The organism is Pantoea sp. B623, assembly GCF_024814475.1.
Classification (GTDB): domain Bacteria; phylum Pseudomonadota; class Gammaproteobacteria; order Enterobacterales; family Enterobacteriaceae; genus Pantoea; species Pantoea ananatis.
This window is the reverse complement of the sequence record NZ_JANUXM010000004.1, coordinates 36,052-49,170: the sequence shown is the minus strand read 5'-3', so window position 1 is coordinate 49,170 and position 13,119 is coordinate 36,052. Positions and strand designations below refer to the sequence as shown.

Annotated in this window: 13 protein-coding genes; 5 read left to right on the top strand and 8 right to left on the bottom strand. The window is 51.0% G+C overall.

The features are described from left to right. Positions 1 to 48: 48 nt before the first annotated feature. From NXS97_RS02095 to topA, 4 genes are all read right to left on the bottom strand, one after another. Complete coding sequence (locus NXS97_RS02095) at positions 49 to 195, bottom strand: hypothetical protein (protein ID WP_227022862.1); 147 nt, start codon at positions 193 to 195, stop codon at positions 49 to 51. Positions 196 to 231: 36 nt separating this feature from the next. Beyond that, positions 232 to 390 (bottom strand): YmiA family putative membrane protein, encoded by a 159-nt coding sequence (locus NXS97_RS02090; protein ID WP_013025931.1) that lies wholly within the window; start codon positions 388 to 390, stop codon positions 232 to 234. A 495-nt stretch (positions 391 to 885) separates the two neighbouring features. Next, positions 886 to 1,860 carry an HTH-type transcriptional regulator CysB gene (cysB, locus tag NXS97_RS02085; protein ID WP_013025932.1) on the bottom strand — a complete coding sequence of 325 codons (975 nt, stop codon included), beginning with the start codon at positions 1,858 to 1,860 and terminating at the stop codon, positions 886 to 888. A gap of 190 nt (positions 1,861 to 2,050) precedes the next feature. Further along, entirely contained in the window at positions 2,051 to 4,648 is a 2,598-nt protein-coding gene (topA, locus tag NXS97_RS02080; RefSeq protein ID WP_029570068.1) for a type I DNA topoisomerase, read from the bottom strand. Between the two features lie 368 nt (positions 4,649 to 5,016). On the opposite strand from topA, the gene NXS97_RS02075 reads away from it, so the two are divergent. After that, positions 5,017 to 5,265: a YciN family protein gene (locus NXS97_RS02075; protein ID WP_014605738.1), complete on the top strand. Its 249-nt coding sequence runs from the start codon at positions 5,017 to 5,019 to the stop codon at positions 5,263 to 5,265. A 30-nt stretch (positions 5,266 to 5,295) separates the two neighbouring features. Here the strand turns inward: NXS97_RS02075 and sohB are convergent, their stop codons facing one another. Continuing rightward, positions 5,296 to 6,342 (bottom strand): protease SohB, encoded by a 1,047-nt coding sequence (sohB, locus tag NXS97_RS02070; RefSeq protein ID WP_013025935.1) that lies wholly within the window; start codon positions 6,340 to 6,342, stop codon positions 5,296 to 5,298. Positions 6,343 to 6,515: 173 nt separating this feature from the next. On the opposite strand from sohB, the gene NXS97_RS02065 reads away from it, so the two are divergent. From NXS97_RS02065 to NXS97_RS02055, 3 genes are all read left to right on the top strand, one after another. Further along, positions 6,516 to 7,277, top strand: coding sequence for a YciK family oxidoreductase (locus NXS97_RS02065; protein WP_112900357.1), 762 nt, complete (start codon positions 6,516 to 6,518; stop codon positions 7,275 to 7,277). Beyond that, positions 7,277 to 7,867: a cob(I)yrinic acid a,c-diamide adenosyltransferase gene (gene cobO / locus NXS97_RS02060; RefSeq protein WP_013025937.1), complete on the top strand. Its 591-nt coding sequence runs from the start codon at positions 7,277 to 7,279 to the stop codon at positions 7,865 to 7,867. The genes NXS97_RS02065 and cobO overlap by 1 nt, the downstream gene beginning before the upstream one ends. Positions 7,868 to 8,397: 530 nt before the next feature. Then, positions 8,398 to 9,711: a CitMHS family transporter gene (locus NXS97_RS02055; RefSeq protein WP_013025938.1), complete on the top strand. Its 1,314-nt coding sequence runs from the start codon at positions 8,398 to 8,400 to the stop codon at positions 9,709 to 9,711. Between the two features lie 92 nt (positions 9,712 to 9,803). Here NXS97_RS02055 and rluB read toward each other — a convergent pair whose 3' ends face one another. Together rluB and NXS97_RS02045 are read right to left on the bottom strand one after the other, a co-directional pair. Next, positions 9,804 to 10,688 carry a 23S rRNA pseudouridine(2605) synthase RluB gene (gene rluB, locus NXS97_RS02050; protein ID WP_014593812.1) on the bottom strand — a complete coding sequence of 295 codons (885 nt, stop codon included), beginning with the start codon at positions 10,686 to 10,688 and terminating at the stop codon, positions 9,804 to 9,806. A gap of 496 nt (positions 10,689 to 11,184) precedes the next feature. Beyond that, positions 11,185 to 11,385 (bottom strand): hypothetical protein, encoded by a 201-nt coding sequence (locus NXS97_RS02045; protein WP_112900356.1) that lies wholly within the window; start codon positions 11,383 to 11,385, stop codon positions 11,185 to 11,187. 466 nt (positions 11,386 to 11,851) lie between these two features. Between NXS97_RS02045 and NXS97_RS02040 the strand changes: the two genes are divergently transcribed. Beyond that, positions 11,852 to 12,493, top strand: coding sequence for a hypothetical protein (locus tag NXS97_RS02040; protein ID WP_013025940.1), 642 nt, complete (start codon positions 11,852 to 11,854; stop codon positions 12,491 to 12,493). A 5-nt stretch (positions 12,494 to 12,498) separates the two neighbouring features. Here NXS97_RS02040 and NXS97_RS02035 read toward each other — a convergent pair whose 3' ends face one another. Further along, on the bottom strand, positions 12,499 to 13,119 hold the full coding sequence (locus tag NXS97_RS02035) for an L-threonylcarbamoyladenylate synthase (protein ID WP_013025941.1): 621 nt from the start codon (positions 13,117 to 13,119) through the stop codon (positions 12,499 to 12,501).

The following is a 13,119-nucleotide window of genomic DNA, read 5'->3' as shown; positions in this document are numbered from 1 at the left end:
GCAGCCGAATGACAGAAGATGTGTCGAAAAGAAAAGAACGATAATTAATTATTTTACTTTCGGGTCCAGAAAGGACTCGATGAAATTGCGTTGATGTTCGTTGAGATCCCAGCTTTCCGGGATAGACACTTTTTCCGCCTTTGCAACCGGCTCTTTAGCTTTGTAGCCAGAGAGGCGATGCTGACGAGTGGTCATTGTGTGCTTATGGCAGAGTGCGTTTGCCCACATGGCTTAACCCCAGATGCGCCAAATCATTAACGCTACAACAACCCAAAACAGCGCTGAGGCAGCAAATACAGTTAACCAGGCGTTGCGACGAGTGTTACCGGAGCGCTTAACCTTGGTGCTTTTAGCCGGGAAACCCGGGTCTACAGTCAGTCTCGTAGTCATAGTTTTTGATAATCACTCTCAACAAAACGATTGATAACATCGATTAAGATTTAGGACGAATCCTAAACCCGTTAAGGCCAAAAATCCAGTAATTTTTATTGCACAAAACGATTAACGCAATTTATCAAAATGGTAAAAATTACTTAAGTGATGATTAATGACTTATTCCAAATAAACGTAAACGGCAGTGACAAAAATTTGAGTTAATTTAACTTTAGATCCAGTCATTACTAAACCCGTCTTTTAATCACCCCCTAATTAACGCTTCTCCATCAAGGCTTAACTGGAGTATGGGAATTATCCTGGCAGCCCGCAAAGATATCACGTCAAAAATGTGTTGTGTTTCGCATTTAAGATACAGCAAACATTAAACATGTGATCGACGCAGCATTAACAAAAAAATAATAAAACTTATCAACCTAAGCATGGCGCTAACATTCAAACAAAAAAAAGGCTGCGCAAGGCAGCCTGAGACTAAGGGATTGGACATCTCTGTTACTTAAACGGCAGTTTGATATCTTTAAACATGGCTTCAATATCTTCGTTTGAGCGTAGTGCGACAGCCGTATCAACGACATCTCGCGTCAGATGAGGCGCAAAGCGCTGGATAAAGTCATACATGTAGCTACGCAGGAAGGTGCTGCGACGAAAGCCAATCTTGGTCGTGCTGTTGGTGAAAATTTCAGAGGCTTCGATTCTGACCAGGTCGGGATCGGCAACGGGATCGACGGCCATGCTGGCGATAACGCCAACCCCTAACCCCAGTCGGACATAGGTTTTGATAACGTCCGCATCCGTCGCGGTAAAAACGATACGCGGCGTTAATCCCGCCCGCATAAACGCGGTATCCAGCTCCGAGCGACCGGTGAAACCAAAGGTATAAGTGACCAGCGGAAAATCGGCCAGCTCCTCAATCGTTACCTGCGCTTTAGCTGCCAAAGGATGATCGGGCGTGACAACGATGGCGCGGTTCCAGTGATAGCACGGCAGCATGATCAGGTCGTCGTACAGATGCAGCGCTTCCGTCGCAATGGCAAAATCCGCATTTCCCTTGGAGACCGCCTCGGCAATCTGCGTTGGGGAGCCCTGATGCATATGCAGTGAAACACGGGGATAGCGCTCGATAAATCCTTTGATCACGCCCGGGAGGGCATAGCGAGCCTGAGTATGGGTAGTCGCCACATACAGGGAGCCCTTATCTGGCCAGGTATGTTCACCGGCGACAGACTTGATTGCGTCGACTTTAGAGAGGACTTCGCGGGCAATACGAATGATTTCTTCACCGGCCGGCGTCACCTGGGTGAGATGTTTACCGCTGCGGGCAAAAATCTGCACGCCCAGTTCGTCTTCTAACATACGCACCTGTTTGCTTATGCCAGGCTGCGAGGTATAAAGACCTTCCGCTGTCGAAGAGACATTAAGATTGTGGTTCACGACTTCTACGATATAGCGCAACTGCTGTAATTTCATATCTTTTTTTATCCTGGTCGGTTACAGAGTCGCATCCCCGGATGACGTACTGTCGCCCCGGCCGGTGGAGGAGTGCTGAGCAGCAAGAAGGGTTCGGAAATGCTATAACCACTATAGCATTTTAAGAAACAATGTAGAACGGATTGATATAAGGCGAGAAAAAAGGCCAGCGTGTGCTGGCCTCTGAGGATTACTTTTTCGCTTCCTGCCACTTGCCGTCAATGTAAAACGCTGACCAGCCCGTCGCTTTACCCTCTTTTTCAGAGGCAACGTACTGTTGTTTCGTTTTACGGCTAAAGCGCACCAACGTTTTATTGCCTTCCGGATCGGTTGCTGGCGCTTCGGCCAGGTATTTCAACTTCTCAGGCAGGCGATCGTGGAAACGTTGCAGTTCCTCCACCAGCGGTGCACGGGTTTCACGTGACTTTGGAAAGGTGTTAGCGGCCAGGAACACACCCGCCGCACCGTCGCGCAGCACAAAGTAGGCATCTGACTTTTCACACGGCAGTTCTGGCAGCGGCACCGGATCTTCTTTCGGTGGTGCCACATCGCCATTACGCAAAATTTTACGTGTATTCTTGCAGTCATCGTTGGTACAGGCCATGTACTTACCGAAACGCCCCATCTTCAGGTGCATTTCAGACCCGCACTTTTCGCACTCAACCACCGGACCGTCGTAACCCTTGATTCGGAACTCGCCCTCTTCGATTTCATAGCCATCGCATTCAGGGTTGTTACCACACACGTGCAGTTTGCGTCCGTTATCAATCAGGTAGCTGTCCATTGCCGTGCCGCACTTCTGGCAACGACGACGTGCGCGTAACGCATTGGTTTCAGCATCGTCCCCTTCCAGAATATTCAGCACTTCATTTTCTGGAATCAGGTTAATGGTTTGCTTACAGCGCTCTTTCGGCGGCAGTGCGTAACCTGAACATCCCAGGAAAACGCCGGTACTGGCCGTGCGAATGCCCATTTTGCGGCCGCAGGTGGGGCAGTCAATGGTGGTTAACACCATCTGGTTTGGCTGCATGCCGCCTTCTTCAGGATCTTTCTCCGCCTGTTCCAGCTGCTGGCTGAAGTCTGAGAAGAAGCGATCAAGCACCGCTTTCCATTCCGCCTGATTGTTGGCAACCTGGTCGAGGCTGCTTTCCATATGCGCGGTGAAATCGTAATTCATCAGTTCGCGGAAATTTTCTTCCAGGCGATCGGTGACGATTTCACCCATTTTTTCGGCATAAAAACGGCGATTCTCAACCCGGACATAGCCCCGGTCCTGAATGGTGGAGATAATAGCGGCATAGGTCGAAGGCCGGCCAATTCCACGTTTTTCCAGTTCGCGCACCAGCGAGGCTTCGCTGAAGCGAGCCGGTGGCTTGGTAAAGTGCTGGCTTGGCAGCAATGCCTGCAGGCTCAGTTCGTCACCCACGTTCACCGGCGGCAAGGTGCGATCTTCATCGTTCTTGCGCAGGGCGGGCATGACCTTAGTCCAGCCGTCAAAACGCAGCGTGCGCCCTTTGGCCTTCAGTTTGTAATCCCCCGCTGTTACCGTCAGCGTGGTTGAATCATACTGAGCAGGTGTCATCTGGCAGGCAACAAACTGACGCCAGATGAGCTGATACAGCTTTTGTGCATCCGCTTCCATATCTTTGAGCTGCTCAGCCACCACATCCACGTCAGAAGGACGAATCGCTTCGTGCGCTTCCTGTGAATTCTCTTTGCTGGCATAGGTATTGGCGTTGTCTGGCAGATACTTTTTACCGAAATTCCCTTCGATATAGCCGCGCACCATGGAAACCGCATCCTGACTCAGATTGGTCGAGTCGGTACGCATATAGGTGATATGACCCGCTTCATAAAGTCGCTGTGCCATCATCATGGTTTTTTTGACGCCAAAGCCCAGGCGGGTACTCGCGGCCTGCTGCAGCGTAGACGTAATAAATGGCGCACCGGGTTTACTGCTGGTTGGCTTATCTTCGCGATCGGTAACGGCAAAGCGGGCTTTTTCAAGCAGCGCCAGGGCGGCATGCGTCTGTTCGTGATTGACCGGACGGAAAGGCTTATCACCCGCGTGAGTCACGTCCATCGCCAGGTCATCGCCCTTCGGCGTGGTCAGGTTAGCGCTGAGTTCCCAATACTCTTCAGGAACAAACGCTTTGATCTCGCGCTCACGCTCAACCACTAACCGCACGGCAACCGACTGTACGCGGCCCGCGGATAATCCCCGCGCGACTTTTTTCCACAACAGCGGCGAAACCATGTAGCCCACAACACGGTCCATAAAGCGGCGTGCCTGTTGCGCATTAACGCGGTCAATATTCAGTTCGCCCGGCGTATCAAACGCCTGACGGATCGCATTTTTGGTGATTTCGTTAAACACCACGCGGCTAAAGCGTTTGTCGTCGCCGCCGATGACTTCCCGCAGGTGCCAGGCAATGGCTTCCCCTTCGCGGTCAAGGTCGGTTGCGAGATAAATGTGGTCAGCGTTTTCAGCCAAGGCTTTGAGTTCAGCGACCACCTTCTCTTTATTTGGCAGGATTTGGTAGTCCGCTTCCCAGCCATGATAGGGATCAACGCCCATACGGCTGACCAGCGCGGCCTTCTCGTCCTTCTTTACTTTTTTGACTTTTTTATCTGTCGAGGTTTCAGCACTTTTTTTGGCGGTTGAACCACTGGTCGGCAGATCCCGGATATGGCCCACGCTGGATTTCACCACGTAGCCACTGCCCAGGTATTTATTGATTGTTTTGGCCTTTGCCGGGGACTCAACAATAACGAGTGCTTTACCCATATTTACCTTTACCTAATGAATACGTCCTGCTCTACGGGAGAGGATTGGATGCCCAAAAACCCACGGGGTTCAATATTGCTACGCCTGTTTTTTATTTCAGGACGAGGGGCTCAATCTCTGGTCAGTGATTACAGTCCAATGCAACTTTATGATAAAAATCGCTTTTTCTGCCTGACTTAATCGCACTTCCCGGTGCAATATCCCTGGAATCTGAAACGCCCACACTGTACCTGATAAAATCTGTTACGCAACTTAATTAGCATCTGTTGTGAGTAAAGCCCCTTTTTACCCCTGCAGCCGTTTGTCGAACGATGCGATACGCAAGTAATATAGAAAGAATTATCAGACTGTCAAAAAGGAGCCGACACATGCACAACCCGACTCAGGGTATTTCGCCCCAGGCACTACTGGAGATTGCCAATGCTCTGCTCAGGCAACATGATGATTATTTAGCCGGTGTCGCGGTGGAGGCGGTCAGTCAGCAGGGTGATGTGCTGGTCTTCCGTGGCCCGCTTTTTTTGGATGAAGAAGGGTTGCCAACGGCAAAAACCACCGCGGTCTTCAATCTCTTTAAACACCTGGCGGTTGAGCTGTCTCCCCGCTACCACCTGCAATAACAATAAACCCGGCCGAAGCCGGGTTTGTACTCATAACATCGGTTTATCACCGCGTTGCCACCACTTTAGCAGCAGGCGTTCAAATACCTGTCCTGAACTGTGGGTCAGGCGATCGATTCTTGAACGGCGACGCACGTAGTTAACGCCCAGCACGGTAAATTTATCCATGTGCTGAATAATCAGATCGTCACTGGTTGAAATACGATCGATCAGGCCTAACGTCAGGGCCTGGCGTCCGTACCAGTGCTCACCGGTGGCGACACGGTCGATGTCCAGTGACGGGCGCATTTCGTGAACGAACTGCTTAAACAACAGATGTGTTTCATTCAGATCCTGCTGGAATTTCTCACGCCCTTCCTCTGTGTTTTCACCAAACAGTGTCAGGGTGCGTTTGTACTGGCCCGCCGTGTGCAGTTCAACATCGATATCGTTGCGCTTGAGCAGGCGATTGAAGTTAGGAATTTGCGCGACAACGCCAATTGAACCTATGACCGCAAAGGGCGCCGCCACGATCTGGCTGGCAACACAGGCCATCATGTAACCGCCGCTGGCCGCGACCTTATCAACGGCAGCCGTAAGTGTTAATCCGGCGTCACGCAGGCGCTGCAACTGAGAGGCGGCGAGACCATAGCCGTGCACCATGCCACCCGGGCTTTCCAACCGCAGCAGGACTTCGTCACCGGGCTGGGCCACTGCCAGTACGGCAGAGACTTCTTCACGCAATGATTTCACTTCGCTGGCATCTATGCTGCCGTTAAAGTCGAGCACATAAAGCGTCGGCCTGGCGGTCTCCAGGCTGCCCTGCTTCACTGCGCGTTTCTCTGCTTTAGCCTTTTGTTTCTCGGCTTTCTTATTATTTTTTAACCACAGCTTTTGTGCCTGAGGTTTCATTTTCTCAAGCTGCAGATCCTCTTTCATTTTGCTGTAGTCATCACCGAGGTGGGTTAAACGGAGTTGCCCACCCTGGTGACGTTTGCGCTGTGCGGCGTTCACAACGATCATGACGATCGCTGCAATGGCAATCACCACCGTCACCGCTTTTGCTAAAAACAGTCCATAATTCAAAAGAAGTTCCATCGTGTCGCCTTATTAAACAGAGGATTACTGACAAAGGGTTAGTTTAACTGGTTTATTTTGGCTCGTCGCCTGAAATGCCAGCACCTGGCACAGAATGTACCTGTTGCTAATTGCGTCATGCCCTGAATTGAGGCATAAAGCGTGAAACCCTCACGTTGCGGGAGGCTCCCAACATGCACTACCAACCCAAAAATGATTTACTTGCGAATCGCCTGATTCTCGTGACCGGTGCCTCTGACGGCATTGGACGAGAAGCCGCGTTAACCTATGCCCGCTTTGGTGCGGAAGTTATCTTGCTGGGGCGCAGCGCCGAAAAGCTGCAGCAGACAGAAGAGGCGATTAATCAGTTAAACAAATGTCCGGCACACTCGGTAGTCTTTGATCTGTCTGAGGCCACGCCGGCGCATTGCCACCAGCTGGCCGGGCAACTGGCACAGCGGTTTACACACCTGGACGGCGTCTTACATAACGCCAGTATTCTGGGTGACATCACGCCGCTGGCCGAGCTTGATCCCCTGGTGTGGCAACAGGTGATGAAGATTAACGTTGATGCGACTTTCTTCCTCACCCAGGCCCTGCTGCCGCTGTTGTTAAAATCAGATAGCGGCTCGCTGGTCTTCACCACGTCTAGCGTAGGCCGCACCGGCCGGGCAGGCTGGGGAGCCTATGCGGTATCGAAATTTGCCACCGAAGGCATGATGCAGGTGCTGGCAGATGAGTATAAAAATCATGCGTTGCGGGTCAACTGTATCAATCCCGGCGGTACGCGGACTAAAATGCGTGCCAGTGCGTTTCCGCAGGAAGATGCCAGCAAACTTAAAACCCCCGCCGATATCATGCCGCTCTACCTGTATTTGATGGGCGACGACAGTCGTCGCAAAACCGGTATCAGCTTTGATGCCCAGCCTGGCAGAAAACCCGGAGCGGCCGAGTAATGACGGATGAACGCCACCAACAGCGACAGCAGCGTTTGAAAGAACACGTCGATGCCCGCATTGCCGCAGCCAGTGAAGTCAGGGGCATCCTGATGGTGTTTACCGGCAATGGCAAAGGTAAGACCACGGCGGCGTTTGGCACCGCGCTCCGCGCCTGCGGGCATGGTAAGCGTGCCGCAGCCATTCAGTTTATCAAAGGCGAGTGGCCAAACGGCGAGCGCAATCTGCTGGAACAGCACGGCGTGGAGTTTCAGGTTATGGCTACCGGCTTCACCTGGGAAACGCAGAATCGCCAGACCGATACCGATGCCTGCCTTGCCGTGTGGCAACATGCTCAGCGCATGCTGGCCGATCCCCGGCTGGACCTGGTGATACTTGATGAAATCACCTATATGGTCAGCATGGATTATCTTCCGCTTGAGGCGGTGGTAACGGCCCTGAAACAGCGACCGGTGCATCAGAGCGTGATCGTTACTGGCCGGGGCTGCCATCGCACGCTGCTGGATATGGCCGATACGGTAACGGAAATGCGCCCCGTCAGGCACGCTTTTGACGCCGGTATCCAGGCCCAACAGGGCATAGACTGGTAGCGTTAATTAACACAATGCCATAAAGGTCAGGCGTGAATCCGTCTGACCCGCCTCTTTTTTTGTCTCAATCAAATTATCAATCTGTTATCACTTTGCTATAGCTGTCATCCCCATCCCTTGCTCAAACGCGAGATGACCCACCACGCGCCCTTCCCGGTGTCGCGTTAAGGTTGTCGGGGCAATTTGGGCAGGCTGCTCACAGCCTTACCCCATTCAACTGGCGATCAATGTCATTTTTTCGCTTAGGTTTTACGCGCCCTTTCCAGTTAATGATGCCTGAAATTAACCCTTTCCCGCGCCAGCATTCATTGATCACAGTCACATTGTGCCGGGCCAGCCGGGCCAGAAACCGATCGGGATCACCCTTTTATGTTAAAGAAATGATAAAAATAATTTAGCTTTAATATCATCTCTATGTGCATGGTTAATCAAAACAACGGGTTAACTATTAACACGCTAAGTAATTCCATAAATTATTACCTTACTTACTCACAATTGAATAACTTTTTGCCAATAAGAGGGCTGTTATTTTGCTGACCATACTGGGTTTTACGATGGTTGTTTGTTTCATGTATTTAATCATGACCAAACGCATGTCAGCGCTGATAGCGCTAATTCTTATTCCCACACTGTTCGCCCTGATAGGGGGATTTTACCAGGGTCTGGGCGCCATGATGCTCGATGGTGTGAAAACGCTGGCTCCAACGGGTGTGATGCTCACCTTCTCTATCCTCTACTTCGGCCTGATGATCGATGCGGGTCTGTTTGATCCCCTGGTGCGGTTTATTTTGAAAATCGTACGTGGCGATCCGCTTAAGGTTCTCGTCGGAACGGCCGTGTTAACGTTGCTGGTCTCACTGGATGGTGACAGCTCAACGACTTACATGATCGCGATTGCCGCGTTTCTTCCTCTTTACCGCAAGCTGGGTATGAACGTGCTGGCAATGACCTGTCTGGTTAACCTTGCAAGCGGTATCATGAACCTTTCTCCCTGGGGCGGCCCGACGGCCCGTGCGGCGGCGGCATTGCGCATTGACGCGCTGGACATTTTTATTCCCATGCTGCCGGCCATTTTTATCGCCTGCGTGGCCCTTGTCGGCCTGGCGTTTCTGTTTGGCCTGCAGGAACGTAAGCGCCTGGGGGTCATGAGCATCAACGATCACCATCTGGATAATATTGAGCTGGGCCTGGGCGATGCGGAAGAGTGCGCGGCGAATCGTCGACCCAAAATGTTCTGGCCAAACTTTATTCTTACCACGGTGCTGCTGGTTTTGTTGGTTATTGGCGCGATGCCTATCCAGATTCTGTTTATGCTGGCCTTCGCGATTGCGGTAATGCTGAATTACCCTACGCTGGAAGAGCAAAAGGCGCGTATTGGTTCCCATGCCAGTAATGTGCTGGCCGTCACAGCCCTGATTTTTGCCGCAGGTATTTTTACCGGCATCCTTTCCGGAACCGGCATGGTGGATGCCATGGCGAAGAGCCTGTTGGCGTTTATCCCCCACAGCTTTGGCCCCTATCTCGCGGTATTCACCGCATTAATCAGCCTGCCTTTTACCTTTTTTATGTCCAACGATGCCTTCTACTTTGGCATCCTGCCAGTCATTGCCCAAACGGCGGCCAGCTATGGGATTTCTGCTGAGGAAATTGCCCGCGCTTCGATTGTGGGTCAGCCTTTCCACCTGCTCAGCCCGCTGGTTCCATCGGTTTATCTCCTGGTCGGTCTGGCGAAAGTCGATATTGGTGACCACCAGCGTTTTGCCATTAAGTGGGGCATTTTAATCAGTCTGGTGCTAATGGCCGGGGGATTAATTACCGGCGCGTTTCCACTGTTCCACCGCTAAACTGGCTCAGATCACCTCTCCCTGACAGCAAAAAGCCGCAACGATCACGTTGCGGCTTTTTTATTAATCCGGCGCTTCAGCTCAGCCTGATATCAGGTCGCGTTGCGTTTGCTGCCCGGATTACGACGCGCAGGTCTGCCACTGGTCTGGCTGTGGCGTTTAACGGCACGACGGATCTGGTTAGCTTTGGTGCGGCGGCGATCTTTTTCGACAGCCAGCTTGGTGACGGTCTCATCGTCCATTCCCACCATATTGCGCAGATAGTTAACAGCAGGGAGATCAAGCTCCATCCAGCCACCGCGTGGTACGCCTTTTGGCAACGTGATATCGCCATAGCGAACACGCATCAGCCGACTCACCTGAACGCCCACCGCTTCCCACAAACGACGAACCTCCCGGTTGCGTCCTTCGGTCAGGGTTACGTTATACCACTGGTTAATCCCTTCCCCCCCGGCAAAGCGCAGTGTTTTAAATGCCGCAGGGCCATCTTCAAGCTGCACACCTTTACTGAGCTGACGAATTTTGTCGTCATCAACCTGACCAAACACGCGCACCGCATATTCACGTTCTACTTCACGGCTGGGGTGCATCAGGCGGTTAGCCAGTTCACCATCCGTTGTGAACAGCATCAATCCACAGGTATTGACGTCAAGGCGGCCCACGGCGATCCAGCGCGAACCGCGCAGGCGCGGCAGTCGGTCAAAGACTGTAGGGCGCCCTTCCGGATCGCTGCGGGTACAAAGTTCACCTTCAGGTTTGTAATAGGCGAGAACACGGCAGACTTCTGTTGCTGATTCAGCAATCGACACCAGATGACCGTCAATACGGATCTTCAGGGCTTTGCTGTTTTCGATACGATCGCCGAGAGTGGCCAGCTTGCCGTCAACGCTCACGCGCCCGGCAGCAATCATCGCTTCAATTTCACGACGCGAGCCATGACCGGCACGCGCTAAGACTTTTTGTAACTTTTCGCTCATGGAGCTACCTCATTGTCGCCTTCCCAGGCGTCGGATGGATTAGGAATTTAACCTTAAAAATCAATGGCTTATATTTTCCTGTTGGCCCCATTATACAGGATGTCCCTCTTAATGTAACCCGTATTATGGCATTGCCCTGATGCGCGCCGCAGGTAAGTAAAAATCAGCATGAAAACAGATGAAACCCACCGCTCGTCTGTTACGCATCAACACGGCTGAAGGCAAGATAAGCGAAGCCTGCCCTTTATTATAATAATGAAAACGTCGTCTTTGAAGCCGGGCTCGCGCCACGCCTTGTCTGCATAATTATTAGAAAGGCGCCTCCTCAGATCCTCAGCATACTGTCGTCTGGATTCACGGTTGTCCGCGCTCTTTTGTGTAACAGGTTCCCGGCAGAGATTTAATTGTCCTCAACGCAAAATGTAACGCATTGTTACTTAATTTTATCTAATGTTTCTCAGATGAGCGACTATAAAACTTTACGCGTCATCTGTTTTTAAAAATGGCTATAAAACAGATTTGTATTTAATGATTTCTGTACTATAGATTTACCGTCAAAAAATTTAAGCGGTTCGCTCACGGCTTCTGCGGTGACAACAAAAGTTCCATGAGGAAGGTTATTTAGCGCACCCCATTTAATTTGAGTTAAATAAAAATCGGGCAAAATTTCACTTAACTCAAATAAACGCGTGGTCATTTAGCCTGTACAGGAATGCGCGAAACCCAACCCTTTCACGCTGGACAGCTGCGTTTTTTTCCTTGTAAAACAACAGTAATCGCATGACAAAGCTATACAAAGATAAAAAAATTGTACAATTTTAATTATTGTCCGATAATACCCTTGTGCTGACCTGATTGGGTTGGCCTGCTGCTCGTGTAGTCGTACTGTCAATAAAGAAAAAGTTAATTAAAAAAATTGGGCTAATACGAATTTTAGCCGATAACCCTTATGCGACCTTTCTGGCGGTCTAATTCTAAGAACCTTACAGGCTTCGGTATCTTTATCGCGGCAGTATGAAAAGACAGCTAACTGGTTGTTATTGAATATTTATAAACCGGCGCATCAGGAATATTGCGTTAATACGGCTCACGATGAGCTTTAATTTGCATGTCTTAAATCTTCACCAGGGATTTTACTGACATGCTCACCTGAAGACATCATTATGCAAAAACAGTTTTTATGCCCGGCGCTTATGACGCTGGCGCTAAGCGGTTGTTCTGTGGGTCACACTGAGTACAGCCGTACGGCAATGCAACACGTGGATATGAGTGTGACAGGCATCCCTACCATTCTCGGTTTAGGGACGCTTGGCACCAGCATTCCTCTGACGCCTGACTACAGCCTGACTGCCGCGCACGTGGCTAAATTTGCCGTGCAGCGCGTGAAGTCCTACCACCCTTATTGCGACCTTGCGATTATTTATCACAAGAATCCCCCTAATACGCTAACCCAGTTCCGCAGCACCGATATTGGTGATGCGGTGAAAATGTACGGATACAGCTATATCTCCGCCATGCCGGTGGAGTCGAAAGGGGTAAACCTGGCGCGCACAGCCATTCGTAATACCTGGAATAAAAGCCCTTGTATCGCGATGGCGTCTAACGCCGGTGTGGTTCAGGGTATGTCCGGCGGCGGTGTTTACAACAGTGATGATACGCTGGGCGGGGTTATCGTAGGTTATTCAGATGCCATTAAAAATGGCCGCAGCGGAAAAGTGATTTTAAAAGACGTGTCACTGTATATCCCTTACGGCCAGTTTAAAAACTGGTTACAGGCGACCCTTCCGGCCACCCGTAAAACCTGAGTGTATTACAGAAAAGGCGTAACATCCCCCACACCTTCACGGACGACTTCAGGTGCATCGCTGGTCAGATCGATGACGGTGGTGGGCTGCTGTCCTAGCGTGCCACCGTCAATAATCAAATCGACCAGTTTGCCAATACTGTGTTGAATATCTTCCGGATCGGATTCAGTAAAGTCATTACCCGGCAGAATTAACGAGGTGGACATCATTGGCTCGTTTAGCGCCTCAAGCAGCGCAAGCGCGACCGGATTTGAAGGTACGCGTAATCCAATCGTTTTACGCTTATCATTCATCAGACGACGCGGCACTTCTTTGGTCGCCTTGAGAATAAAGGTGTAATTACCTGGCGTGTTATTTTTAAGCAGCCGGAAGGCGCTATTACCGACCTGAGAATAGACTGACAGCTCAGATAAATCACGGCACATCAGGGTGAAGTTGTGATGGCCGTCCAGCTGACGGATCCGGCAAATTCGCTCCATCGCCCCTTTCTCTTCCAGCCGACACCCCAGGGCATAACCCGAATCCGTCGGGTAGACAATAACGCCACCTTTATTCAGGTACTCTACCGCCTGATTAATCAGGCGCGGTTGCGGATTATCTGGATGAATATGAAACAGTTGACTCAT

What these genes read in the sequence shown, in the direction of transcription:
- sohB (WP_013025935.1), bottom strand. Translation starts at nt 6,342, where the DNA reads ATGGAACTTCTTTTGAATTATGGACTGTTTTTAGCAAAAGCGGTGACG.
- NXS97_RS02040 (WP_013025940.1), top strand. Translation starts at nt 11,852, where the DNA reads ATGCAAAAACAGTTTTTATGCCCGGCGCTTATGACGCTGGCGCTAAGC.
- NXS97_RS02035 (WP_013025941.1), bottom strand. Translation starts at nt 13,119, where the DNA reads ATGAGTCAACTGTTTCATATTCATCCAGATAATCCGCAACCGCGCCTG.
- NXS97_RS02045 (WP_112900356.1), bottom strand. Translation starts at nt 11,385, where the DNA reads ATGACCACGCGTTTATTTGAGTTAAGTGAAATTTTGCCCGATTTTTAT.
- NXS97_RS02095 (WP_227022862.1), bottom strand. Translation starts at nt 195, where the DNA reads ATGACCACTCGTCAGCATCGCCTCTCTGGCTACAAAGCTAAAGAGCCG.
- NXS97_RS02065 (WP_112900357.1), top strand. Translation starts at nt 6,516, where the DNA reads ATGCACTACCAACCCAAAAATGATTTACTTGCGAATCGCCTGATTCTC.
- cobO (WP_013025937.1), top strand. Translation starts at nt 7,277, where the DNA reads ATGACGGATGAACGCCACCAACAGCGACAGCAGCGTTTGAAAGAACAC.
- NXS97_RS02090 (WP_013025931.1), bottom strand. Translation starts at nt 390, where the DNA reads ATGACTACGAGACTGACTGTAGACCCGGGTTTCCCGGCTAAAAGCACC.
- rluB (WP_014593812.1), bottom strand. Translation starts at nt 10,688, where the DNA reads ATGAGCGAAAAGTTACAAAAAGTCTTAGCGCGTGCCGGTCATGGCTCG.
- topA (WP_029570068.1), bottom strand. Translation starts at nt 4,648, where the DNA reads ATGGGTAAAGCACTCGTTATTGTTGAGTCCCCGGCAAAGGCCAAAACA.
- cysB (WP_013025932.1), bottom strand. Translation starts at nt 1,860, where the DNA reads ATGAAATTACAGCAGTTGCGCTATATCGTAGAAGTCGTGAACCACAAT.
- NXS97_RS02075 (WP_014605738.1), top strand. Translation starts at nt 5,017, where the DNA reads ATGCACAACCCGACTCAGGGTATTTCGCCCCAGGCACTACTGGAGATT.